This is a genomic window from Kocuria nitroreducens (assembly GCF_042879195.1).
Taxonomy (GTDB): domain Bacteria; phylum Actinomycetota; class Actinomycetes; order Actinomycetales; family Micrococcaceae; genus Kocuria; species Kocuria nitroreducens.
This window is the reverse complement of the sequence record NZ_JBHZTC010000008.1, coordinates 31,096-54,233: the sequence shown is the minus strand read 5'-3', so window position 1 is coordinate 54,233 and position 23,138 is coordinate 31,096. Positions and strand designations below refer to the sequence as shown.

Genomic DNA, 23,138 nt, shown 5'->3' with positions numbered 1-23,138 from the left:
TCGTCAGGCGCGGTCCAGGGCTTCCTCGGCGGCGACCCAGCCGAGCATCGCGCACTTGACCCGGGCCACGAACCGCGAGACCCCGGCGAAGGCGGCGGCGTCGCCGAGGACCTCTTCGTCGGGGGTCACGGTGCCCCGGGACCGCAGGAGGTCCCGGAACGCCCCGATCAGCTCCACCAGCTCGGCCCGCGTCATCCCGGGGGCGGTCTCGGCCAGCACGGAGGCCGCGGCCATGGAGATCGAGCACCCCTCGCCCTCCCAGCTCAGCCGCTCCACCGCCGGATCCGCGCCCTCCGGGGCGTCGGCGAGCTCGACGCGCACGGTGATCTCGTCACCGCACGTGGGGTTGTACTGGTGCGACTCCCCGCTGCCGTGCCCGGGTGCCGGGGCGGCCAGTCCCTCCCCGGTCCGCCGCTTGGCGTGGTCGAGGATGACCTCCTGGTACATCCCGTCCAGCGCGCTCATGGAGTCCTCCTCGGTCGTTCCGGTGCGGTGGTCACGGGGCTCAGCCGGCCACGCGGAAGTAGCTGCGGACCCCGGCGAGCTCGGCCAGGAACCGGTCGACGTCCTCGGTGGTGGTGTAGAGGTAGCCGCTGGCCCGGGTGGTGGCGGTCAGCCCCAGCGCCCGGTGCAGCGGCTGGGCGCAGTGGTGGCCCACCCGCACGGCCACCCCGGCCACGTCCAGGACCTGGCCGACGTCGTGGGCGTGCACCCCGGCCACGTCCACGGCCGCCAGCCCCACCCGCTCCGCGCCCGGGGCCGGGCCGATCAGCCGGACCCCCTCGAGCTCGGCGAGCCCGGCCGCGAGCCGCTGCCCCAGCTCGTGCTCGTGGGCGGCGACCCGCTCCATCCCGATGCCCTGGAGGTAGCGCACCGCCTCGGCCAGCGCCACGACCTGGGCCACCCGCTGGGTGCCGGCCTCGAACCGGGTCGGGGCCGGCAGGTACCGGGCGGACTCCATGGTGACCTTCGTGATCATGGACCCGCCCGTGAGGAACGGGGGCATGGCGTCCAGCAGCTCGGCCCTCCCCCACAGCGCCCCGATGCCGGTGGGCCCGAGCATCTTGTGCCCGGAGAACACCGCGAAGTCCACTCCCAGAGCGGGCAGGTCCACGGGCAAGTGCGGCACCGACTGGCAGGCGTCCAGCACGGTCAGCGCCCCCACCCCCTGGGCCAGCTCGACGAGTGCTGGGACGTCGGTGATCGCGCCGGTGACGTTGGAGACGTGGCTGAAGGCCACCACCCGGGTGCGCTCGCCGATGACCTCGGCGGCGGCCCCGAGATCGAGGGCGCCGGTCTCGTCGACGGGGATCCAGCGCAGAGCGGCCCCGGTGCGGGCGGCCAGCTCCTGCCACGGGATGAGGTTGGCGTGGTGCTCGAGCTCGGTGGTGACGATCTCGTCGCCGGGGCCCAGCCGGAACCGCCCGGCCGCTTCTCCCCCGCGCCCGGTGGAGGCGTTGGAGAAGGCGTAGGTGATCAGGTTGATCGCCTCGGTGGCGTTGGAGGTCCACACCAGCTCCCGCTCGGTGCCGCCCACGAAGCCGGCCACGACCCGTCGGGCCTCCTCGTAGGCGTCGGTGGCCTCCACCGCCAGGGCGTGGGCGCCGCGGTGGACGGCCGCGTTGCGGTGCAGGTAGAAGTTCCGCTCGGCGTCCAGGACGGCCAGGGGCTTCTGCGAGGTCGCTCCCGAGTCCAGGTAGATGGCCGGGCTGTTCGTCAGCAGCGGGAAGTCCTCCCGGAGCGCACGCACTTCGGAATCGGTCAGGGGCAGCACGTGGTTTCCTTCCATGCTCCGACACTGTACGGCCCGGGCCCGGGAGGGACCCGGGCGCGCGCCTCCCGGCGTCACGGGCGGGCTAGCGGTGGCGGGGGCGCAGGTAGGTGTTGCCGTTCGCGTCCTTCTCGACCACGAACTCCTCCTGCAGGTCCTGGTACCACTGCTGGGTCTGCTCGCTGGGCTGGTCCTGGCCCCTGAGGTTGCGGGGGCTGCGCACGGCGGGTCCGTAGAACCGCATGGCGAAGTCGTCGAAGCGCCGGAACAGGCTGGGCCTCGGTTCGTCGTCGGGGTGCTGCTGCTCGCGCATGGTGTCCTTCCGGGTGGCGGTACGGGACGTCCCTGCCATGATCCCCCGCCGGGCGGCGGAAGGTGAAACCGGAACGGTCCGCGACGAGCCCGGCCGGCGAGGCGCGCCGGTCGCCCGGTCCAGTGCCGTGCCGGAGCGGTTCGGGTGCTCAGCCCCGGACGAGGCGCGTGAGCAGTCCCGCTGCGACCAGCAGGGTTCCGGCCGCGGTGAGGAGCCACAGCCAGCGGTACGGGGCGATGAGGGCCCAGCGGTGCGGATGGCGGGCGTGGTAGTAGACCGTGACCTCCGCCCCGTGCTGGGGCGCCGGGGCCGGCGGGCGCGGCCAGGGTTCTTCGTGGATCTCGTACCGGGTGGTGTGCCAGCGCAGGCGGTGCCGGCCGCCCTCGACCAGGTGCACGGCCGCGGTCCGGACCCACCAGGCGTACAGGCACCGGACGAGCAGCGCTGCCACCAGCAGCGCCGTTCCCGCGGTGAGGCAGGCGGCGCTCACCACCCCGGTGCGGGCCATCTCGCTGAGCTCGGTCACGGAGGCGAGCCTATCGCTCCCCCCGGAGGGAAGGGCCCGCTCCGGGCTGCGGTGCGCCGACGCCGCCCCGTCTCGCCGCCGCCCGGCAGGACCGTGGAGCGACCGGGCGACCGGCCGCTCAGGAGCGCCCACAGAGGCCGGGGGACAGAAAAACGTATTGACGAACATCGATGCTGATGGCACTCTTTCACATAGACGGACGTCGATACCAAAGAACGGCCGTCGCACCCGAAAGGAACCCGTCATGTCCAGAGTCCAGCTCGCCCTGCGCGTGGCCGATCTCGAGCGCTCCATCGAGTTCTACTCCACCCTGTTCAACACGGTCCCCGCCAAACGACGCCCGGGCTACGCCAACTTCGCCGTCGCGGAGCCGCCGCTGAAGCTCGTGCTGCTGGAGGGCGCGCCCGGTGACGACACCCGCATGGACCACCTCGGCGTGGAGGTGGAGAGCACCGAGGTCGTCGAGGCCGCCGCGCAGCGCCTGGCCGACGCCGGCCTGACCACTCGCCAGGAGGAGCAGACCACCTGCTGCTACGCCGTCCAGGACAAGGTGTGGGTGACCGGACCGGGCCAGGAGCCGTGGGAGGTCTACACCGTCACCGCCGACGCCCGGCCCGATCTCGAGGGCCGGACCGGCCGGGAACTCTCCGCGGTCGGCGGCGACGGCTCGTGCTGCACCCCGGGTCCCGGGTCCTGACCCACGGCGGCCCGAAGAGACCAGCGGCCCCACGAGGTCACGAAAGGGAACACCCCTGGTGACCGTCCAGTTGCAGGAGTAAACTGGCGTCCTCAGCTGTTGCGCCTCGGCACCGGGACGTCGCTCCCGGTGCCACCGGTTCCCCGGAGGCGCATCGCCCCCGGGGAACATCTCCCGGTCGGCCGGGGGCCGACCGACGTCTCCGGCACGTGCCACCCGCGCCCGTGCCGACGATCCGCCTCATGACCTCGGGGACCCACCATGAAACACCCACTCCTCTCGCGCGTGCTCACCGGCGCGTCCGCCACCGCGCTGGCGACCGCCGGCCTCGCCGTGGGCGCACCGGCCCACGCCGCGACCGCGCAGCCCGTGTTCTCCTACGCCCAGGGCTGGCGCGTGGACCAGCACGTGCGCGAACTCGCGGACGTCGACGGCGACGGCCGTGCCGACGTCGTCGGCTTCGGCAACGCCGGCGTCCAGGTCGCCTTCGGCCAGGCCGACGGAACGTTCGGCACGCCGAGAATGAGCGTGCGCGACTTCGGCGCCGCCCAGGGCTGGTCCAACGCACGGCACGTCCGCACGCTCGCGGACGTCGACGGCGACCGCCGCGACGACATCGTGGGCTTCGGCGACGCCGGCGTCTACGTGGCCTACTCCCAGGGCGGCGGCAGCTTCACCACGCCGCAGCTCAAGGTCCGCGACTTCGGCTGGAACCAGGGCTGGCGCGTCGACAGGCACCCGCGCGAGCTCGCCGACCTCAACGGCAACCTGACCGCCGACATCGTGGGCTTCGGGCACTCGGGCGTCACCATCTCCCACGGTCTGTCCAACCGGACGTTCACCGGGACCGGCAAGCGCATCGACAGCTACGGCTGGGACCGCGGCTGGCGGGTCGACAAGAACCCGCGCCTGCTCGCCGACGTCGACGGCAACAGCACCGCCGACATCGTGGGCTTCGGGGACGCCGGCACGTACGTCTCCTACTTCTCGGCGCTCGGGGACACGTTCACCCAGCCCGCGCTGGAGATCCGCAACTTCGGCTACGCCCAGGGCTGGCGCGTCGGCCAGCACCCGCGGATGCTGGCCGACGTCAACATCAACCCCGCCGGCAGCGCCGCGGCGGACATCATCGGGTTCGGCCACTCCGGGGTCTCCGTCGCCCACTCACTGAACGGGGGGAACTACACCGGCGTGGCCGTACGGGTGAACGACTTCGGCCAGGCCCAGGGGTGGCGGGGCGACCGGCACCTGCGGACCCACGCGGACATCAACGTCGACGGCATCCAGGACCTGGTGGGCTTCGGCAACGCCGGGGTCTACGTCGCCCACGGCCGGGCGGACAGCACCTTCGGCCCGGTGCACCTGAAGGTCGCCGCCTTCGGCTACGACCAGGGGTGGACGCAGGAGCGGTATCCGCGCCTGCTCGGTGACGTCAACGGCGACGGTCGCGACGACGTCGTCGGCTTCGGGCACTCGGCCACGTACGTGCAGCTGTCGTGAGCCCGTCGGCCGCGATCCGTCGCGGCCGGGTCACGGCGCCGCCCCCGTCCGCGACGGTCGGGGGCGGCGCCGTGCTACGTCACGGTCCTCGGCTCCGCGCCGCGCTCGTGCACGTAGGCGGCCATGGTGATCACGGTGACGAGCTGCACCGCGACCACCACGAAGGTCCAGCCGCCCTCCGCGACGACGTAGACGGCGGTGGAGACGGCGAGGACCAGGGGCAGGACGCGCGAGACAGCGAGCGCGCGACCGCGCTCGCCGCCGGTGCCCGGGAGTTCCGGGTCGGGCTCGGCGGCCGGCTCTGCGGGCTCGACCTCGGCGGCAGGTTCGGCCCGTCGGCGTCGCGCGGAGTGGACCGTGCTGACGAGCACGGCCACGTAGAGCACCGCGACGAGCCCGGTGACGAACAGCATGACGGAGCCGTCGTCGTCGCCGACGCACAGCCCCACGACGAGACCGAGGGCCACCGGCAGGAGCCAGAGCCCCAGGAGCAGCCTGTCGCGCACGGTCAGCACGAGGCCCTCCCCCCGTTCGACGATCCCCGTGACCGCATCCTCGCACCCGACAGGCCCGCGTGTCTGACCCCTCATCCGGGGATGGCGCGAGCGGGCGCCGGTGTCGGTCACCACGGTGCCGCAGGACCGCCCGAGCCGTTCCGCCATGCCCCGGTGGAGGACGTCCCGAGGGTCCGGGCCCAGGTCGAGGTCCGGATCCGGTGTCGGCTTCGGGTCCGGTTTCGGGTCCGCCCGGATCATCGGGCCGCCGGACGGGTGGGCGATGCGCCGGGTCCTCGTGCGCCCGCTCTTCCACCGGTCGGCGCGTGGCCCCGGCCCGCTTCCCACCGCCGGTCCGTGCGTCCCGGGGCCTCCGCCCCGCGAGGTCCTCGCTCCGGGCCGGTGCGGTGCACTCCGGCGTCACACTCGCGCCGGTGGCCGTCGTCTGCGGCGCGCCGTGCGGCGACGGACGGGCACCGGACGTAGAACAGAAGAGTGCCTCGCGCGCTCCCCCTGACGCGCTCCCGCCACCTGGCGCGCTTTCCCCCCTTCCCCCAGGAGCACCATGACCAACATCCCCGTCTCCTCCCCTGCCCCGGGGACGGACCTGGCCTCCCGCCGAGGTTTCGCCGTGGGCAAGTGGATCGTGGCCGTGCCGCTGCACCTCACCCTGGCGATCGGGCTGGTCGCCGGCTGCACGTCCAGCACCGCGTCCACGGACCCGGTCGCCGACCCCGGCCCCGTCCCGGGGACCGTGACGACGGTGCCCGCCACTGCGTCCATGAGCGCCACGCCCGGCGGCGCTCCTGCTCCCTCGGCCTCGAGGACCCCGGGATCGGTCACCACGGTCACCCCGGCTCCGGGGCCGTCGGAGACCCCCGTCCGCGCCGTCACCCCGCCCTCGGCGGCGTACCTCGCGCTGGAGGACCTGCCGGTCGCCGCCGCCGGGACGATGTCCGACTACGACCGTGACGCCCTGTTCGGCGGGTGGATCGACGCCGACGGCGACTGCGAGGACTCCCGCAACGAGGTCCTGGCCCGGGACCTGACCGGCATCACCTCCGCCGACGGGTGCAAGGTCGACACCGGCACCCTCGCGGACCCCTACACCGGGGCGACCATCGACTTCGTGCGCGGGGTCACGACCTCCGACGACGTCCAGGTGGACCACGTGGTCTCGCTCGGCAACGCCTGGGTCACCGGAGCGCGCCGGCTCTCCCAGGCCGACCGCACGGCCCTCGCCAACGACCCGCTGAACCTCCTGGCGGTCGACGGCCCGACCAACGGGTCGAAGTCCGACAAGGACGCCTCCCAGTGGCTGCCTCCGAACCGGGCCTTCGCCTGCGAGATGGTGGCCGTCCAGATCGCGGTGAAGTCCCGCTACTCCCTGTGGGTCACCGCCCCGGAGAAGACCGCCATGGCAGAGGTGCTCTCCGACTGTCCCGACCAGCAGCTGCCCGGCGGCACCCCGTTCGGCGACGTCCCCGGGGGCACCGAGGCCGCTCCGCAGCCCGCCCCGGCTCCCGCCGAGGTCCTGGAGGCCCCGGCTCCCGCGCCCGCCCCCGCGGACGTCCACTACGCCAACTGCACGGCCGCCCGGGAGGCCGGCGCCGCCCCGCTGCTGCGCGGGGAGGCCGGCTACCGGGACGCCATGGACCGTGACGGCGACGGCGTCGCATGCGAGTAGGACGACAGAAGGACGAGGACCGGACGGTGAACGCCACCAGCGACGCCCCCGCGGCCGCCACCGGCCCGGCACCGTCGGTCCGCCCGCAGCGGGCCCCGAAGAACCCGACGACGGCCTGGCTGCTCTGGGTGTTCCTCGGGGTCTTCGGCGCGCACCGCTACTACCTCGGCGACTGGAGGACCGCAGTGCCGATGACCCTCACCCTGGGGCTGCTGGGCGTCTGGTCCCTCGCCGACGGCATCGTCCTGGGTCGCCGGCTGCACCGGTTCGACACCGGCCGGCTCTGAGGTCGCCCTGCCGCGCTCAGGCCTGCCAGGCGGGCCGCCCGCCGGCCCGGCGTGCGAACTCCGCCGCGCGGCGGTGCGGCAGCGCGTCCCACAGGGACCCCGCGGCCATTCCTACGAACCACAGGCAGGGGAACCACCAGCGCCCGCCGCCCAGGTGCAGATAGCAGGACGCGACGAGGACGAGGGTCAGCGCGATGTTGAGGAACATCAGCGTCATCTGGTGCGGCACAGCGGCCCCCTTCACTGTTCGACAGCATGCCCTCCGCATCGTGGCACGGCGCACCCCGCTCCGTCTGACCCCTCTTGGGTGGGCAACTCTCCGACGGACAACCCGGGTTCGCCGTGCGGGCCGCATACAGTGGGAACCCCGCCCCCCAGCGAAGCAGAGGCACCCCATGAGCACGAAGGCCGTCGTCACCAGTCTGTTCCTCGCGTCCGGTCTCGCCCTGGCCGGCTGCACCGGCGCCCCCCAGGCCCAGGAGGACACCCCCGCCGCCCAGACCTCCCCCTCCCCCTCGGACACCGTGCAGGGGACGACGCCGGAGCCGACCGCCGAGCCGACCCCTGAGCCGACAGCGGAATCGGACGAGGAGCCGGACCAGGAGCCGGTCGGGGACTCCCCGTCGCAACCCGAGGCCGCCCCCGAGGAGGCCGCCCCCGCCGATGCGTGGTCCGCGTTCACCGCGTCGCCCGAAGGGCAGCCGCACGCCGGGACCGTGTCCAGGATCGAGCAGCAGGAGGCCCAGGGCGGCGGTGTCGTGCACCGGCTCACCGCGGCCACGAACGACCGCGCCGTGGCCGTCGAGGTCTGCCGGGCCTACCAGTCCTCGATGAGCACCGGCCAGGACCGCATCGACGTCGTCGACACCGTCGGCCAGCTCCTGGCCTTCGCCCCGGGCGGTCCCGGGAGCTGTCAGGTCCAGGTGAACACGGACGTGGGGGCGGTCCCCTACCCGGGAAAGTTCACCTACGAGGAGGCGCTGGCCGCGTGGCAGAGCGGGGTGCCCTACTACGACGCCTTCTGCATCAACTACGACCCGGTGACGGAGGCGGGTGTCGCGCAGTGCACGGGCATCGAGAACGGCACCGTGGACAGCGTGACCGGGGAGTACATCGGCGGGTGACCAGCACGCGCACGGGACGCCCGGGTGTCGACGTCGTCCCGTGCTCGGCGTACCCTGCCGATCATGGGGGACAGTGTGCAGCGGGCGGTCTTCACCACCCGTGACCCGGTCCAGGCCCTGGCCAAGCTGGACGAGGTCTACGCCCTGCGGGACGGGCAGTGGATCACGGGCGGGGACTCCTCCATGTCCTTCTCCTCGGCCGGCGCAGGACCGGTGAGCTACGGGCGGCTGCGGCTGAGCGGTTCCGCCGTCCTCGGAACCACCGAGTGCGCCGAGATGGTGTGCATCGGTCATGTGCTGGACGGCGTGCTGAGCACCACCAGCGGCCCGAACCGCTTCCCGCACCGGGGCCCGTTCCTGTTCCCTCAGCTCCCGTGCGCCAACTACTGGGCGGACCTCGATCTGTTCAGCGTCTCCGTGGACGGCGCCGCGGTGGCGGAGCTGGCCGGGCAGCTACTGGGGGCGGACTCCTTCCGTCTGCAGTTCACCGGCACCCGCCCCGTGAGCCCGGTCATGGCCCGGTACTGGTCGAGCACCGTGGCCCACCTGCAGCGCGACCTGCTGCCCAACGCCCAGGTGATGAGCAGTGCTCTCCTCCGGGGCGAGATGACCCGGTCCCTCATCACCGCGCTGCTGCACACCTTCCCGAACACCTTCCTCCAGGGCCCGCCGGTGCCCGTCGTACCCACCCCCCGACCGGCGGCGCTGCGCCGGGCCGTCTCGTTCATCGACGCCAACCTGGGCGAGGACATCGGGCTGCTGGAGATCGCCGCAGCCGCGAGGCTGAGCCCTCGCGGGATGCAAGCGGCGTTCCGCCGCGAGCTGCACACCACCCCGATGGCCTATCTGCGCTCCGCCCGGCTCGAGGCCGTCCACCGGGACCTGCTGGCCGCCGACCCGACCACGGGGACCACAGTGGAGGTCGTCGCCGCCCGGTGGGGCTTCACCCACCGCGGACGGTTCGCCGCCGCCTACCGGGAGAGCTTCGGTCAGTCCCCGTCCACCACCTTGCACGCATGACGGCGTCGCACCGGAGCCCGGGGAGGAACGACGTGACGGACTCGCTGCCCATCCGCCTGCGCGTGGCGACCACCGACCCCGAGGTCGCCAACGACAGCCTCCGGGAAACCTACGCGGGAGCAGAGATCCGCATGCCCCGCGACGACCCCGCGTTCGCCTACCGCCAGGACGTGGACGGGGACGACGAGCTGAGCCTCGGTCGGTTCCACTTCGGGGGCCGTGGACGGGTGAACCTGGTGCTGGAGGACACGCTCACGGTGGTCCGACGCCGCACGGGCACCCACCGCTGGGAGGTCGGTGGCCGTCGCGGCACCGGCCTGATGGTCATCCAGCCGCACGAGGACTACCGGGCCGAGCTGGAGTTCCTGGAGGTCGACTCGCTGAACCTGCACCTGCCCGCCCTGCGGGACACCGCCCACACCGTCCACGGCGACCAGGGTCTCGAGGTGGCCTTCGACCATCCCCGACCCGCGTCCCCCGCGCACGCGAAGTACTGGGCCGACACCTACGAGTTCGTCCACGAGGCCCTCACCGACCCCGCGATCGCCACCGTCCCCCTGCTGCGGGCGGATCTGCTGCGCCGGATGTCGGTGGCCACGCTGGAGACGTTCCGCCTCTCCGGGGACCCGCGGAGCCGGCGGACCACGGTCGCCGCCCGGCAGACCGCCCACCGGCAGGCCGTGGAGTTCATGAACGCGTCGCTGTCGCTGCCGATCACGGTCGAGGACGTCGCCCGCCACGTGGGCCTGAGCACCGTCGAGCTCACCCGGGTGTTCCGCTCCCGGACGGGAATGACCCCCGCGGAACACCTGCGCGGCCTGCGGCTGGCAGCCGCCCACCGCGACCTGGTGCGCGGCGCCCCGGCCGACGGTGAGACGGTGCGCGCGATCGCCCTGCGCTGGGGCTTTTCCCACGCCGGGGACTTCGCCCGCCGTCACCGGCATGCCTACGGCGAGAACCCGGCGCGCACCCTGCGCGGATAGGCCCGGGACGAGCCCGACGGCGCCCGGGACCGCCGACGGCTCAGGGGGCGGGCGCCGGTGGGAGGCCGCGGCGGGCGTCCATCACCTGTGCGTGGGCCCTCTCCAACCGGCCGTAGAGCACCAGCGTCGTCCCCAGGACCGGCCCGAGCACCAGCGCCGGGGCCGGTCCGAGGAACACCAGCCACGCCAGGGTGCCGGCCCAGGCGCCGATCCCCCACCACCACGTCCGGTCCCGCCGCGGCGCGCCGGGGCGCGCTCGCCCGCCCTCCGTGCCCACGCGCACCCCCTCGGCCGCTGTCCGTGGGCCCAGCGTAGCGAGGACCGTCGGCGCGCGTCTGTCCGCACACCTGGCGGTAGCGGGGCCGCGCCTCAGGTCCCGCAGCCACCGAAGTCGTCCGCGGGCCGGTGCCTCAGGTCCCGCAGTAGGTCGTGTAGGCGCCGAAGTCGTCCGGCGGGCCGGCGGCGTAGCGCTCCAGCCCGGGGCGCTCCTCGTAGGGAGCGGTCACCGCCTCCAGGAGTCGTCCCAGCGGGTCGAGGTCACCTTCGACGGCGGCGGCCAGAGCCTCCTCGACGAGGTGGTTGCGCGGGATGTGGACGGGGTTGACGCGGTCCATCATCTCGGGGTCCGGGCCCACGGCGCGCCAGCGCTCAGCCCAGGCGTCGAACGCCGGCAGGTCGAGGACCAGGTCGCGCGCGGCGTGCGCGCCGTTGCGGGCGGTCCCGCTCAGGGCCCGGAAGAACGAGGTCCAGTCGACATGGTTCTGCTGGAGCAGCGCGAGCACGTCGTCGACCAGGTACGCGGCCACGTCGTCGTTGAGGTCCTCGGGGAGACCGAGCTTCGACCGCATCCCCGCGGACCAGGCCGCGCTGAACTGCGGCGGGAACGCCTCGAGCGCTCCCTCCGCCAGCGACACCGCCCGGTCCTGGTCCTCGTGGAGCAGCGGCAGCAGGGCTTCGGCGAGCCGGGCGAGGTCCCACTGCGCGGCGACCGGCTGGTTCCGGTAGGAGTAGCGCCCGCCGTAGTCGATCGAGCTGAAGACGGCGGCAGGGTCGAAGACGTCCAGGAACGCGCACGGCCCGTAGTCGATGGTCTCGCCCGAGATGGTCATGTTGTCGGTGTTCATCACCCCGTGCACGAAGCCCAGGACCATCCACCGCGCCACGAGCGAGGCCTGGGCTGCGACCACCGCCTCGAACAGCGCGAGATACGGCTGCTCGGCACCGGCGGCGTCGGGGTAGTGGCGGCTGATGGCGTGGTCGGCGAGCCGGCGCAGGAGGTCGGGGTCGCCCGTGGCCCTGGCGTACTGGAAGCTGCCCACGCGCAGGTGGCTGCTCGCCACCCGGGCGAGCACGGCTCCCGGCAGCAGCGTCTCTCGGCGCACCTGCCGTCCCGTGGCCACCACGGCCAGGGACCGGGTCGTAGGGACGCCCAGCGCGTGCATCGCCTCGCTCAGGATGTACTCGCGCAGCATGGGGCCGACCGCCGCGAGACCGTCACCGCCGCGCGCGAAGGGCGTCCGGCCGGAGCCCTTGAGGTGCAGGTCCCGGCGGTGGCCGTCGGCGTCCACGACCTCGCCCAGCAGGAGGGCGCGCCCGTCGCCGAGGCGCGGGGAGAACGAGCCGAACTGGTGCCCGGAGTAGGCCTGCGCCACCGGAGTCGCCCCGCGGGGCACGAGATTGCCGACCAGCAGACGAGCACCCTCCGCGCTCCGGAGCCAATCAGGATCCAGCCCCAGTTCGGCGGCGAGGGGATCGTTGAGGACCAGCAGCCGGGGGTCGGGGACGTCGTCGGCCTGCCAGGGCACGGACAGCTCCCCCAGTTCCTGGGCGAAGCGGCTCTCGAGGGCGAAGGTGGACGGGGGTACGGTGCTCACACCGCCCACGCTACTCGGAATACCCCGTGCCGCCGAGGGGCCGGGGGGATCGATCAGGGGTGCTCGGCGGCCCGCAGCACGGCCACGAGGAAGTCGCTGTCCTCTCGGAAGGGGCGCAGGTCCCAGGTGGACAGCAGCAGGTCGGGCACGAGCCCGGCCTCCTCGGCGTCCCGCAGGAACTCCGGGAACGGGTAGCCGCGGCCGGCGCCGAAGCCCACGGCCGCCCGCCCGTCGGCGGTCAGGTGGCGGCGGATGCGGCGCAGCACCTCCGTGCGCGTGCTGGGCGCCAGGAAGGCCATCACGTTGCCGGCGCACACCACGGCGTCGAAGGGCTCCGCGACGCCGCGGGCGGGCAGGTCCAGCTCCGCCAGGTCTCCCACGAGCCACAGGGGGCCGGGGTGGTCCTCCTGGGCGGCGGCGACCAGGGCGGGGTCGACGTCGACCCCGACCACGGTGTGCCCGCCGCGGTGCAGGTGGCCGCCCAGCCGGCCGGGCCCACAGCCCGCGTCGAGGATCCGCGACCCGGGCGGAACCATGGCCTCGATCAGCCGCGCCTCCCCCACGACGTCCTCACCGGCGGCCGCCAGGGCCCGGAACCGCTCGACGTACCACGACGAGTGCCCGGGATCCGCTTGCACCTGCTGCATCCACATGCTCTGCTCGACCACCCCGTCAGGCTACCGCCCACCGGACGGCGCAGAAGACGTGCCACCCGTCGGTCCGGTCATCATGTCCTGCCTTCATTTCCAAGCTATAGCGCGCCGGGGGGCTTGTGGCAAGACCCCCGGCGTGCCGCAGAATGCTCGGGCCGGGAGCAGGGCCTGCGGACAGAGGAGCAGCAGATGAACGAGCATGCGGTAGTGGTGGTCGGTGCGGGGCCGACAGGACTGATGCTGGCGGGAGAGCTGGGGCTCGCGGGGGTCGACGTCGTCGTCGTCGAGCGGCGGGCCGGCCAGGAGGTCGCCGGCTCACGCGCCGGCGGGCTGCACTCGCGGACCATCGAGGTCCTCGACCAGCGCGGCATCGCCGACCGGTTCCTCGCGCAGGGAACGACCGCCCAGGTCGCCGGGTTCGCCGGCACTCCGCTGGACATCAGCGACTTCCCCACCCGCCATCCCTACGGTCTCGCGCTGTGGCAGAACCACATCGAGCGGCTCCTGGCCGGCTGGGTCCGCGAGCTGGGGGTGTCGGTCCGCTACGGGCACGACGTGACGGGCATCGCCCAGGACGGCACCGGCGTCGACGTCGAGCTGTCCGACGGCCGGCGACTGCGGGCACGGTACCTCGTCGGGTGCGACGGAGGGCGAAGCCGGATCCGCAAGGCGTCGGGCATCGAGTTCCCCGGGTGGGACCCGACGACGAGCAGTCTGCTGGCCGAGGTGGAGCTGACCGAGGAGCCGGAGTGGGGCATCCACCAGGACGTCGTCGGCAAGCACGCCTTCCGCCCGCCCCAGGACGGAGGTCCGGTGGGCGTCATGGTGACCGAGCACCAGGTCGGCCCCGGCCGCGAGCCCACCCTGCGCGATCTCCGCGAGGCGCTCGTCGCGGTGTACGGGACGGACTTCGGGGTCCACAGCCCCTCCTGGATCACGCGGTTCACCGACATGACCCGGCAGGCGGCGTCCTACCGGGACGGGCGGGTCCTGCTGGCCGGCGACGCCGCGCACGTGCACGCCCCGGACGGCGGGCAGGGTCTCAACACCGGGGTGCAGGACGCCGTGAACCTGGGCTGGAAGCTGGCCCGGGTCGTCGAGGGGACAACGGCGGAGGACCTCCTGGACAGCTACCACGCCGAGCGCCACCCGGTGGCCGCCCGCGTGCTGCGCTCCACGATGGCCCAGGTGGCGCTGCGGCGCCCCGACGACCGCGTCCGGGCCGTGGGCGAGACCGTGGCCGAGCTCCTGAGCATGGACGAGCCGCGCCGGCGGTACGCCGCGATGATGTCCGGCCTGGACATCCACTACGACCTCGGGGCGGGACACCCGCTGCTCGGACGGCGCATGCCCGATCTCGACCTCCGCACGGCCGACGGCCCGGCGCGGGTCTACCCCCTCCTGCACGGAGCCCGGCCGGTGCTGCTCGATCTCGGCGCGCCCGGCGGCGTCGACATCGGGCCCTGGGCGGACCGCGTGCGGCTGGTCACCGCTGCCCACCGCGGCAGCTGGGAGCTTCCGGTGCTCGGGCCGGTCCCCGCCCCCACCGCCGTGCTGGTCCGGCCGGACGGACACGTCGCATGGGTGGGCGACCGGACCACGTCCGGACTCGAGGAGGCGCTGACCACGTGGTTCGGCCCTCCGTCCAGGGCCCGTGCCGTCAGCGGAGATCGAACCGGTCGAGTTCCATGACCTTGACCCACGCGGCGACGAAGTCGCGCACGAACTTCTCCCGGGCGTCGTCGCCGGCGTAGACCTCCGAGATCGCCCGGAGCTGGGAGTGCGAGCCGAAGACCAGATCGGCTGCGGTGGCCGTCCATCGGAGCTCGTCCGTGGCGAGATCACGGATCTCGAAGACGTCCTCCGAGGACCCGGACGCTCTCCACTCCGTGCCGGCGGCGAGGAGGTTGACGAAGAAGTCGTTGGTCAGCGCTTCCCTCCGGTCGGTGAGGACGCCGTGCTCAGACCGTCCGTGGTTCGCCCCCAGGCTCCGCAGTCCACCGACCAGGACCGTCATCTCGGGTGCGGTGAGGTTGAGCATGTAGGCGCGGTCGAGCAGCAGCGTCTCGGGCGAGAGCCGCACGTCGGACTTCACGAAGTTCCGGAAGCCGTCGGCCTGCGGCTCGAGCACGGCGAAGGACCCGACGTCGGTCTGCTCCTGCGTGGCGTCCGTGCGCCCGGGCCGGAACGGGACCGGGATCGGCTGCCCTGCGTTCCGGGCCGCCTGCTCGACGGCCGCACACCCGCCGAGGACGATCAGGTCGGCCAGCGAGATCCTCGTGCCGTCGGACCGGGCGCCGTTGAAGCCCTGCTGGACCTGCTCGAGGACGCGCAGCACCTCGGACAGGTGCTCCGGCTCGTTGACCTCCCAGCCGCGCTGCGGCTCGAGGCGGATGCGGGCGCCGTTGGCCCCACCCCGGTTGTCGGTGCCCCGGAAGCTGGCCGCGGAGGCCCACGCCGTAGAGACCAGCTGCGCCACGGTCAGTCCCGAGCCGAGGAGAGTCTCCTTCAGGGCGGCGATGTCCTCGTCACCGACCAGGCTGTGCTCGACCGCCGGGACCGGGTCCTGCCACAGCTGCGGCTCCGGGACCCACGGACCGAGGAAGCGCGTGACCGGGCCCATGTCCCGGTGCAGCAGCTTGTACCAGGCCTTGGCGAACGCCTCGGCGAACTCGTCCGGATGCTCGTGGAACCGCCGCGAGATCTTCTCGTACTCCGGGTCGACCCGGAGCGCGAGGTCGGTCGTCAGCATCGTCGGCCGGTGCTTCTTCTCCGGGTCGAAGGCGTCCGGGACGGTCTCGCCCGCACCCTTGGCGACCCACTGGTGGGCCCCGGCGGGGCTCTCGACGAGCTCCCACTCGTGGCCGAACAGATTGCCGAAGAAGCCGTTGCCCCACTGCGTCGGGGTGCTGGTCCAGGTCACCTCCAGACCGCTGGTGATCGCGTCCGGGCCCTTGCCCGTTCCGTAGGTGCTCTTCCAGCCCATGCCCTGCGCCGTGATCGGGCAGGCCTCGGGCTCGGGGCCCACGTGGTCGGCGGGCCCGGCGCCGTGGGTCTTGCCGAAGGAGTGCCCGCCGGCGATCAGCGCGACCGTCTCCTCGTCGTTCATCGCCATGCGGGCGAACGTCTCGCGGATGTCCCGGGCGGAGGCGATCGGGTCGGGGTTGCCGTTCGGGCCCTCAGGGTTGACGTAGATCAGGCCCATCTGCACCGCGGCCAGTGCGCCCGTGAGCTCTCGATCGCCGGCGTAGCGCTCGTCACCGAGCCAGGTGTCCTCCGGGCCCCAGAACATCTCCTCGGGCTCCCAGACGTCCTCGCGCCCGAAGCCGAACCCGAACGTCCTGAAGCCCATCGACTCGAGCGCGACGTTCCCGGCGAGCACCAGCAGGTCGGCCCACGAGATCTTCCGGCCGTACTTCTGCTTGACCGGCCACAGGAGGCGCCGGGCCTTGTCCAGGTTGGCGTTGTCGGGCCAGCTGTTGAGCGGGGCGAACCGCTGGGCGCCCTCCCCAGCGCCCCCGCGGCCGTCCGCGGTCCGGTAGGTGCCGGCCGAGTGCCAGCTCATCCGGATGAACAGCCCTCCGTAGTGCCCGAAGTCGGCGGGCCACCAGTCCTGCGAGGTGGTCATGAGCTCGACGAGGTCGCGCTTGAGCTCCTCGACGTCGAGCGTGGCGAACTCGCTCGCGTAGTCGAAGTCGGGGCCCAGCGGGTCGGTCGTGGTCGAGTGCTTCCGCAGGACGCCCAGGTCCAGCTGGTTGGGCCACCAGTCCTGGACCGTCCGCGGTCGGCTGGTTGTGGGAGTGGGGGCGTCGATCGCCGGGTTCTCGCTCTCGCTGCCGTGCACAGGAGCATCAGAGGTCTGGGACATGGGTCTTCCTTCCAGGATGGCGGTGCCGTTCCGGGGCCGGTCGCGCGGCAGAGGCTTCGCTCCCGGTGGCCGGCCCGGGATCGTCAGCGGACACCACGGGGGCTTCGGCCGGCGTCGGGCGCGAGGTGGCGCCGGCCGGGATCCGGTGGCCGTGGTGCGCGGTCGCGGTGGCAGGGCGAGGAGAGCGGGCCGGGCGCCGCGGTTGGTCGGGGCCGTGGCGGCGCGCGAGTGCCCGGCCACGGCGTTCGGGGCCGCCGGCGGAGTCAGGTCGACCCGCTGGGCGAGTTCCGGGGGTGCTGGGCCAGGAGTCACCGCTCATGGACCGAGCAGAGCACATCGGGGGCTACCAGCACATGATGGCGGTGTCTCCGGACTGGCCAGCCCATGCGAGCCTGACGCGGACGACGTACCGCCTTCCCCGGAAGAGCTTCGCCGAGAGACTGGAGTTGCGGTCCTCCCCGCTGTCGTCGTCGCCGGCGAGGAAGCGCAGTTCTCCGTCGACCTCGTCGAAGAGCACCAAGGTGGTGTCGGCCGTCCCGAAGGTGGCCACCTGGTACTTCCGCGACGCGTCGGGGGTGATCTCGAAGTCCGCCTGCTGTCCCGGAGCCAGGGTGAGGGGCGTGGACCGGAACGGTTCGAGGGTCGGGAGCACGTCCGGCAGGACCGGATAGAACTTGCGCACCCATTCCGTGTCCTTGGCCGAGAGGCCGCCCGGGGGGCTGATTCCCGGCTGGTAGCGGGCGGGCTCCTTGATGAGTCCCTCGGGGAAGGAGTACTGCATCACCGAGTCGGGATCCCAGGTCGAGCCCTCCACCTCGTCCTGTCCCAGTTTGCGCAGGACGTTGTGATGTGTCGTCTCCGGGGGCCAGTGGTTCGGCGCCCCGGAGAAGAACTCGTAGACCCTGGTTTCGTCCCACACGATGCCGGCGAACGGGTTCTGGTGCTCGTGCGGCAGGCCCATCGTGTGGCCGATCTCGTGCAGCGCCGTCGTGCGTCCGTACTCATCGGTCAGGTCCCAGCCGAAGTTCATGGTCGGGTTCTGGGCGCCGATGCTTAGGACGTCCCGGCCCAGGTACGACCACGACCCGCCGGTCTGATCGAAGGAGATCCTGACCTCCGCCTCCCCCGACTCTTCCACCTCTTGGAAGTCGAGGCCGAGCCCGAGGTCCTTCCATTCCTGGAACGCGTTTCGCACAGCGTGGCGCTGGGGCTCGGGTCCCTCCCGGAACGCGTAGTGGAGCACTGTCCCATTGACCCATTTCTGGGCCATCACCCGGACGAGTTGCAGCCTGGCGGACACCAGCCCCTCGGGGAGGGGACGCACAATACGCGGCTTGACGGCGCAATATGGACGAACTGGAGATTTTGTCATTTCCGACTCCTGACGAACACCGGTCAATCGATCTCGGGTGGGGTTCACGGCTGGAAAAGCAGGTCGGCACTGTGCAGTGATCCGGTGACCGTCGCCCCACTTCCACGCGAGCATCTCCACGCCGATCTGTCGCGACCCCCGTGTCCGCGCGACTTTCCGGTGCACCGGGACGTCTCACCGCCTGACGTGCACGGACGTCGGTCCGTGGGGCTGATGTGGCGAGCCGGGACGACCCTCAGCGTCCATCGCCCGTCGCAGCGTCCGGGGTAGACCATCGAAGTGATATGCATCGACGAAACCACCTTCGAGGCTGTGCCTCCAAGTAGGCGAGCATTCCTGTGCTGCGGCTGTAACCATGTGACACCAACATGAAGGGCTCCCGCGCCGACGTCCGTGGTGCAGTCAGGACACGCCTCCCCGTGGTGCCGGAAATGCTGATTGCTCTGCCCTCGCAGATGTCCCTCTGGGGATTTCTTTCCCGTCACACAGGAACCATTACCGGGCCACCGTTCCGTGTGCCCCAACCATTTGCTGTACTGGCTCCAGGAAACCGACATGCCTGAGGGGCGTGGGCAGCGTGGAACAGTATGCCGACCTGGTGCTGGAGGGCGGGGGCGTCAAGGGCATTGCTCTGGTCGGGGCCATCGAGGTCCTCGAGGAGCGCGGCTACCGCTTCAAACAGGTGGCCGGCACCTCCGCCGGGGCCATCGTCGGGGCCCTGGTCGCCGCCGGTGCCCCGGCGAAGAAGCTGGTCGACATCATCGGCTCCGTCCAGTACCCGGATTTCCGCGACGGCTCCCGTTTGACCCGGTACACCGCGGGCAAAGCCGCCGGCATCCTGGCCCGCAACGGCATCTACCTCGGCGAGCACCTCCGCTCCTGGCTGCAGTCCCAGCTCGACGAGTACGGGGTGCGCACCTTCGCCGACCTGCCCTACGGCGACGACGAACGGCCCCCCGCCCCGGAGCGGTCCTTCCGGCTGGTGGTCACCGCCTCGGACATCAGCCGGGGCAGGCTGCGCTACCTCCCCTGGGACTACGACGACTTCGGCCGTGACCGTGGCGCCCAGCACGTGGTCGAGGCGGTACGGGCCTCGATGTCCATTCCCTTCTTCTACCGTCCCGTCCGCTGGGACACCGCCGACGGCAGGAAGGCGTGGCTGGTCGACGGCGGGATGCTTTCGAACTATCCCATCAGCGTCTTCGACGCCCCGGCCGGAACTGTCCCGCGCTGGCCCACCCTGGGCATCAAGCTCTCGGCCCACCCGGACGCGGTCCAGGGCACCGGGTATCCGATCAACGGACCGGTGAGCATGAGCCGGGCCATGCTCAAGACCATGACGGGCTTCTACGACCAGATGCACATCGAGTCCCCCGACGCCCAGGCCCGCACCATCTTCGTCGACACCGGCGCCATCCGCGCCACCGACTTCAACCTGACCGACGACGACCGCGACTTCCTCTACCACAACGGCCGGGCGGCCGCGGAGAAGTTCCTCGACGGCTCGTCCACACGCCCGGCGTGGGATTTCAGCACCTACATCGCCGACCACCGCTGATGCCTCGTCGGCCCTGTCGAGCCCGCGGGCCGGAGACCGCCCTCGCTCGTCCTCAGGACGAAGGGGCGGGGATCCCGTCCTCGGGGTCCCCGGCGGCCACCTGAGCATACGACGCCGACACCCGGCGGTAGACCGGGGTGAGGAAGGCCAGCAGCGCGGCCACGATCATGACGATCCCGGCCACCAGGAACACCAGGGCGATGCCGCGGGAGGTGCCCTCGCCCAGGAGCGGAGCCAGCTGGGCGGCGCCCTCCGCGGATCGCGCGTACGGGATGATCCAGACCTGGGCGATCGGCGCGATGAGGAACGCGGTGATCGGCGCCGCCGCGGACTCGAACGCCATGGCGAACCCGAACACCCGGCCCTGCCGCTCGAGCGGCACGACCCGCTGGATGATCGTCTGTTCGGCCGCCTCCACGAAGGGGACGAGCACCAGGTAGAGCCAGATGCCGAGGACGTACAGCCAGGCCCACTCCCGCGCGGTGAACACCGCGCCGAGCACGCCCATCGCGATCACTGCGAACAGCATGGTGCGCAGCGGATTGGACCCGAGCCCGAACTTGCCGATCAGGGCGCCGCCCACGAGAAATCCCGTGGCGCCGAGCGCGAAGACCGCTCCCCAGATCTCCACGGGGAACATCTCCAGGCCGTAGGGGTCCATCAGTGCCATGTAGACGCCGCCGATGAAGTTGTTGAACGTCGAGAACAGGATCAGCGCGAACAGCCCCGACACGGCCAGCACGGCGGCGAAGGCCCCGCGCAGGTCGAAGCCGCCGTGGGCGTCCGTGGCCGCGGCGCGCACCTCCTCGGGCATGCGCAGCGTCACGAGGTGCACGAAGGCCACCGCCGTGAGCACCACGGCGACCACGACCGTCCAGCCCATGCCCAGCAGTCCGACCGACAGGCCGGAGAGGACCGAGGTGACGATGAACATCAGACCCTGCACCATGCCCACCAGCCCGTTGGCGTTGGCGCGCCGGTCCGGCTCGATGAGAATCGTGACCGTGGTAGACAGAGCGATGTTGCGCATGTTCTCCACCACCGCCCCGATCAGGACGACCAGGGCGAAGACCCAGATCCACGGCCGGGTCAGGTCCGTCATCAAGGCCGCCGGGGTGAGGAAGAACAGGATTCCGGCCAGCACGAACATCACCAGGGTGAATGCTGCGGCGAAGCGCATCACGGAGAGCTTGCGGTAGCGGTCCACGAAGGTGCCGAAGCTGATGCTGGAGATCGCGATCAGCAGCATGTAGGCGCCGCCGACCACTCCGGTGGCGATCACGTTCCGTGTCTGCAGGTACACCCAGAACGTCAGGGCGAACCACAGGTAGCTGGTCGTGATGTTGGCGAGGGCGGTGTTCACCAGGATCCCGGCGAAGGTGCGGGACCGCTGCGCGGGACTCCGCAAGGACGTGTCGACGGCGTCGGGATCGGCCAGGCCCGGGGCCTCGCCGTCGCCGACCGGCACGGACGGGACCGCGGCGTCCGCGGCACGTCCCGCGCCGCCCTGGACGGCGGATGCGGTCCGGGGCAGACCCGGTTCCTGCTCGTTCATGCGGCCTACTCTAGTGACGGGCGCGGACACGCTAACGGCCCGCGCGAGCCGTGGTGCTGCACGGGAGTCTGTGACCGCCGCGGCCACTGGGCGGGCGGCTGGGACCCACCGGCGGACGGTGCTGGTCGGGACCGCGGCCATCGGCACCAGTCGCCTCGACTGTACGGGGTGCCCCCATCGCTGTGGTCGGGTTCGGCTGATCTGTCGTCCGGGCCGGGGTAGGGTCCGTGGATATGGGGTGGATACACGTTGTGACGACCGTGCTGGTCACCGTGGAGTACGGTCTGAAGCTGCTCGCCATCGGCACGGTGCCGGAGAACCGCCGCCCGTCGTCGTCCTCGGCGTGGCTGCTGCTGATCCTCTTCGTCCCGGTCGTGGGCTTCCCGTTGTACTGGCTGATCGGCAGCCCCTACGTGCGCGGGCGCCGGCACGCCATCCAGGCCGAGGCCAACCGGCGGCTGGCCGAGCACACGGGCCGTCTTCCCTCGATACCGGCCGGCGCCGCACCGAGCCCGGCCCTGGAGTCCGTGCTGGGCATGGTCCGCCGGCTCACGGGCCTGCCCTGCATCACCGGGACCGACGAGGGGCTCTTCGGGGACACGGGAGAGGCCTACGCCGCGATGACGGCCGCGGTGGCCTCCGCCGGCCGCTACGTGCACGTGGAGTTCTACATCATGGCCTGGGACGACACCACCGACCCGTTGTTCACCGCGCTGGCCGAGGCCGCCGGGCGGGGCGTGCAGGTGCGCCTGCTGATGGACCATCTCGGCTCGCGCAAGTACCCGGGATGGCGGGCGTTCCGCCGGCGCCTGACGGCGGCGGGCATCGACTGGCAGCTGATGATGCCCATCGACCTGTTGCGCGGGCGGTGGCGGCGCCCGGACCTGCGCAATCACCGCAAGCTGCTGATCGTCGACGGCGAGGTCGCCTTCCTCGGTTCCCACAACGTGATCGACCCGGCCTACGGCAGCGCGAAGAACGCCCGTGCAGGGCGGCGGTGGAAGGACCTCACCGTGAAGGTCAGCGGCAACATCGTGCTGGCGGTCGAGGCGGTGTTCGCCACCGACTGGTTCAGCGAGACCGGGCAGCGGCTCGAGCCGTCGCAGCATGTTGTGGAGAAACCGGAGCTGCGCCCCGGCGGGGCGGCCAACGCCATGCAGCTGATCCCCTCGGGCCCCGGGTTCCCCTCCGACCCCAACCTCCGGCTCTTCACCTCCCTGGTGCACCTGGCCGTGGAGAAGGTCTCGATCACCAGCCCGTACTTCGTGCCTGACGAGTCCCTGCTGGCGGCCATCACGACGGCCGCCTACCGCGGGGTGCGGGTGGACCTGTTCGTGGGCGAGGAGGCCGACCAGTTCCTCGTCGGCCACGCCCAGCGTTCGTACTACCGCGCCCTGCTGGAGGCCGGGGTGAACATCCACCTCTATCCCGCGCCTGCGGTGCTGCACGCCAAGTACCTGACCGTCGACGACAGTGTGGCCGTCATCGGGTCCTCCAACATGGACTTCCGCTCCTTCACCCTCGACTACGAGGTCATGCTGCTGGGCTTCGGCGGAGACCTGGTGGCACGGCTGCAGGCCAACGACGCGCAGTACCTCGCGGTCTCCCACCGGCTGTCGCTGCAGGAGTGGACAGCACAGCCCTGGTACCGCCGGTACCTCGACAACGTGTGCCGACTGACTTCGGCGGTCATGTGAACCCCGCGCTGCCGGGTTCGACCGACGAGGGCGTGACCCGGTGTTGTCGAGCAGACGAGGGCGGGCCCGTGCGCGCCTGAGGACCCCGGTTCATCCGTTGCGGGTGAGGCGCAGAACAGGCCCTGCACGCGATGCTGGAGCGAGGAGCATGCCGCAGGG

General features: G+C 72.1%; 22 protein-coding genes. 10 read left to right on the top strand and 12 right to left on the bottom strand.

Annotated elements, in window-relative coordinates:
- Positions 1–3 precede the first annotated feature (3 nt).
- The 4 genes from sufU to ACFYE1_RS07060 form a co-directional block, all read right to left on the bottom strand.
- Entirely contained in the window at positions 4–465 is a 462-nt protein-coding gene (gene sufU, locus ACFYE1_RS07075; protein ID WP_387741338.1) for a Fe-S cluster assembly sulfur transfer protein SufU, read from the bottom strand.
- Positions 466–505: 40 nt separating this feature from the next.
- Positions 506–1,789: an aminotransferase class V-fold PLP-dependent enzyme gene (locus ACFYE1_RS07070; RefSeq protein WP_387741336.1), complete on the bottom strand. Its 1,284-nt coding sequence runs from the start codon at positions 1,787–1,789 to the stop codon at positions 506–508.
- A gap of 67 nt (positions 1,790–1,856) precedes the next feature.
- Complete coding sequence (locus ACFYE1_RS07065; RefSeq protein WP_387741334.1) at positions 1,857–2,084, bottom strand: hypothetical protein; 228 nt, start codon at positions 2,082–2,084, stop codon at positions 1,857–1,859.
- Between the two features lie 148 nt (positions 2,085–2,232).
- Positions 2,233–2,610, bottom strand: coding sequence for a hypothetical protein (locus ACFYE1_RS07060; protein WP_387741332.1), 378 nt, complete (start codon positions 2,608–2,610; stop codon positions 2,233–2,235).
- 244 nt (positions 2,611–2,854) lie between these two features.
- Between ACFYE1_RS07060 and ACFYE1_RS07055 the strand changes: the two genes are divergently transcribed.
- Positions 2,855–3,307: an ArsI/CadI family heavy metal resistance metalloenzyme gene (locus tag ACFYE1_RS07055; RefSeq protein ID WP_387741330.1), complete on the top strand. Its 453-nt coding sequence runs from the start codon at positions 2,855–2,857 to the stop codon at positions 3,305–3,307.
- A gap of 261 nt (positions 3,308–3,568) precedes the next feature.
- Positions 3,569–4,807: an FG-GAP repeat domain-containing protein gene (locus tag ACFYE1_RS07050; RefSeq protein WP_387741329.1), complete on the top strand. Its 1,239-nt coding sequence runs from the start codon at positions 3,569–3,571 to the stop codon at positions 4,805–4,807.
- Positions 4,808–4,881: 74 nt separating this feature from the next.
- On the opposite strand, the gene ACFYE1_RS07045 is transcribed toward ACFYE1_RS07050, so the two are convergent.
- Complete coding sequence (locus ACFYE1_RS07045; protein WP_387741327.1) at positions 4,882–5,322, bottom strand: hypothetical protein; 441 nt, start codon at positions 5,320–5,322, stop codon at positions 4,882–4,884.
- Positions 5,323–5,866: 544 nt separating this feature from the next.
- On the opposite strand from ACFYE1_RS07045, the gene ACFYE1_RS07040 reads away from it, so the two are divergent.
- Together ACFYE1_RS07040 and ACFYE1_RS07035 are read left to right on the top strand one after the other, a co-directional pair.
- Positions 5,867–6,988 carry an excalibur calcium-binding domain-containing protein gene (locus ACFYE1_RS07040; RefSeq protein ID WP_387741325.1) on the top strand — a complete coding sequence of 374 codons (1,122 nt, stop codon included), beginning with the start codon at positions 5,867–5,869 and terminating at the stop codon, positions 6,986–6,988.
- 26 nt (positions 6,989–7,014) lie between these two features.
- Entirely contained in the window at positions 7,015–7,275 is a 261-nt protein-coding gene (locus ACFYE1_RS07035) for a TM2 domain-containing protein (RefSeq protein ID WP_387741324.1), read from the top strand.
- Between the two features lie 16 nt (positions 7,276–7,291).
- Here ACFYE1_RS07035 and ACFYE1_RS07030 read toward each other — a convergent pair whose 3' ends face one another.
- Positions 7,292–7,504 carry a hypothetical protein gene (locus ACFYE1_RS07030; protein ID WP_387741322.1) on the bottom strand — a complete coding sequence of 71 codons (213 nt, stop codon included), beginning with the start codon at positions 7,502–7,504 and terminating at the stop codon, positions 7,292–7,294.
- A gap of 166 nt (positions 7,505–7,670) precedes the next feature.
- Between ACFYE1_RS07030 and ACFYE1_RS07025 the strand changes: the two genes are divergently transcribed.
- The 3 genes from ACFYE1_RS07025 (at position 7,671) to ACFYE1_RS07015 (ending at position 10,402) form a co-directional block, all read left to right on the top strand.
- Entirely contained in the window at positions 7,671–8,399 is a 729-nt protein-coding gene (locus ACFYE1_RS07025; protein ID WP_387741320.1) for a hypothetical protein, read from the top strand.
- A gap of 75 nt (positions 8,400–8,474) precedes the next feature.
- Entirely contained in the window at positions 8,475–9,419 is a 945-nt protein-coding gene (locus ACFYE1_RS07020) for a helix-turn-helix domain-containing protein (RefSeq protein WP_387741318.1), read from the top strand.
- A 32-nt stretch (positions 9,420–9,451) separates the two neighbouring features.
- Positions 9,452–10,402, top strand: a complete 951-nt coding sequence (locus ACFYE1_RS07015) for a helix-turn-helix transcriptional regulator (protein WP_387741316.1) — start codon at positions 9,452–9,454, stop codon at positions 10,400–10,402.
- Between the two features lie 40 nt (positions 10,403–10,442).
- On the opposite strand, the gene ACFYE1_RS07010 is transcribed toward ACFYE1_RS07015, so the two are convergent.
- The 3 genes from ACFYE1_RS07010 to ACFYE1_RS07000 all read right to left on the bottom strand — a co-directional run bounded on the left by ACFYE1_RS07010 (position 10,443) and on the right by ACFYE1_RS07000 (position 12,923).
- Positions 10,443–10,679, bottom strand: a complete 237-nt coding sequence (locus ACFYE1_RS07010) for a hypothetical protein (protein WP_387741314.1) — start codon at positions 10,677–10,679, stop codon at positions 10,443–10,445.
- Between the two features lie 133 nt (positions 10,680–10,812).
- Positions 10,813–12,276: a protein adenylyltransferase SelO gene (locus tag ACFYE1_RS07005; RefSeq protein ID WP_387741312.1), complete on the bottom strand. Its 1,464-nt coding sequence runs from the start codon at positions 12,274–12,276 to the stop codon at positions 10,813–10,815.
- A 53-nt stretch (positions 12,277–12,329) separates the two neighbouring features.
- A complete protein-coding gene (locus ACFYE1_RS07000) occupies positions 12,330–12,923 on the bottom strand; it encodes a class I SAM-dependent methyltransferase (RefSeq protein ID WP_387741310.1) in 594 nt (197 codons plus the stop codon).
- Between the two features lie 195 nt (positions 12,924–13,118).
- On the opposite strand from ACFYE1_RS07000, the gene ACFYE1_RS06995 reads away from it, so the two are divergent.
- Complete coding sequence (locus ACFYE1_RS06995; RefSeq protein WP_387741308.1) at positions 13,119–14,621, top strand: FAD-dependent monooxygenase; 1,503 nt, start codon at positions 13,119–13,121, stop codon at positions 14,619–14,621.
- Here the strand turns inward: ACFYE1_RS06995 and katG are convergent.
- Both katG and ACFYE1_RS06985 read right to left on the bottom strand, forming a co-directional pair.
- Positions 14,590–16,797 carry a catalase/peroxidase HPI gene (gene katG, locus ACFYE1_RS06990; protein WP_387741306.1) on the bottom strand — a complete coding sequence of 736 codons (2,208 nt, stop codon included), beginning with the start codon at positions 16,795–16,797 and terminating at the stop codon, positions 14,590–14,592. The two genes, ACFYE1_RS06995 and katG, sit on opposite strands and share 32 nt — an antisense overlap.
- A 343-nt stretch (positions 16,798–17,140) precedes the next feature.
- On the bottom strand, positions 17,141–18,097 hold the full coding sequence (locus ACFYE1_RS06985) for a M12 family metallopeptidase (RefSeq protein WP_387741305.1): 957 nt from the start codon (positions 18,095–18,097) through the stop codon (positions 17,141–17,143).
- Between the two features lie 649 nt (positions 18,098–18,746).
- Between ACFYE1_RS06985 and ACFYE1_RS06980 the strand changes: the two genes are divergently transcribed.
- Positions 18,747–19,727, top strand: a complete 981-nt coding sequence (locus ACFYE1_RS06980; protein WP_387741303.1) for a patatin-like phospholipase family protein — start codon at positions 18,747–18,749, stop codon at positions 19,725–19,727.
- A 52-nt stretch (positions 19,728–19,779) separates the two neighbouring features.
- Here the strand turns inward: ACFYE1_RS06980 and ACFYE1_RS06975 are convergent, their stop codons facing one another.
- A complete protein-coding gene (locus ACFYE1_RS06975; RefSeq protein WP_387741302.1) occupies positions 19,780–21,282 on the bottom strand; it encodes an MFS transporter in 1,503 nt (500 codons plus the stop codon).
- Between the two features lie 251 nt (positions 21,283–21,533).
- Here ACFYE1_RS06975 and cls point away from each other — a divergent pair, with 251 nt between their 5' ends.
- Entirely contained in the window at positions 21,534–22,979 is a 1,446-nt protein-coding gene (gene cls / locus ACFYE1_RS06970) for a cardiolipin synthase (RefSeq protein WP_387741300.1), read from the top strand.
- Positions 22,980–23,138: the final 159 nt, after the last annotated feature.

Coding starts and splice junctions, on each gene's coding strand:
- sufU (WP_387741338.1), bottom strand. CDS start 465: ATGAGCGCGCTGGACGGGATGTACCAGGAGGTCATCCTCGACCACGCC.
- ACFYE1_RS07070 (WP_387741336.1), bottom strand. CDS start 1,789: ATGGAAGGAAACCACGTGCTGCCCCTGACCGATTCCGAAGTGCGTGCG.
- ACFYE1_RS07065 (WP_387741334.1), bottom strand. CDS start 2,084: ATGCGCGAGCAGCAGCACCCCGACGACGAACCGAGGCCCAGCCTGTTC.
- ACFYE1_RS07055 (WP_387741330.1), top strand. CDS start 2,855: ATGTCCAGAGTCCAGCTCGCCCTGCGCGTGGCCGATCTCGAGCGCTCC.
- ACFYE1_RS07050 (WP_387741329.1), top strand. CDS start 3,569: ATGAAACACCCACTCCTCTCGCGCGTGCTCACCGGCGCGTCCGCCACC.
- ACFYE1_RS07040 (WP_387741325.1), top strand. CDS start 5,867: ATGACCAACATCCCCGTCTCCTCCCCTGCCCCGGGGACGGACCTGGCC.
- ACFYE1_RS07025 (WP_387741320.1), top strand. CDS start 7,671: ATGAGCACGAAGGCCGTCGTCACCAGTCTGTTCCTCGCGTCCGGTCTC.
- ACFYE1_RS07000 (WP_387741310.1), bottom strand. CDS start 12,923: ATGCAGCAGGTGCAAGCGGATCCCGGGCACTCGTCGTGGTACGTCGAG.
- ACFYE1_RS06995 (WP_387741308.1), top strand. CDS start 13,119: ATGAACGAGCATGCGGTAGTGGTGGTCGGTGCGGGGCCGACAGGACTG.
- katG (WP_387741306.1), bottom strand. CDS start 16,797: ATGTCCCAGACCTCTGATGCTCCTGTGCACGGCAGCGAGAGCGAGAAC.
- ACFYE1_RS06975 (WP_387741302.1), bottom strand. CDS start 21,282: ATGAACGAGCAGGAACCGGGTCTGCCCCGGACCGCATCCGCCGTCCAG.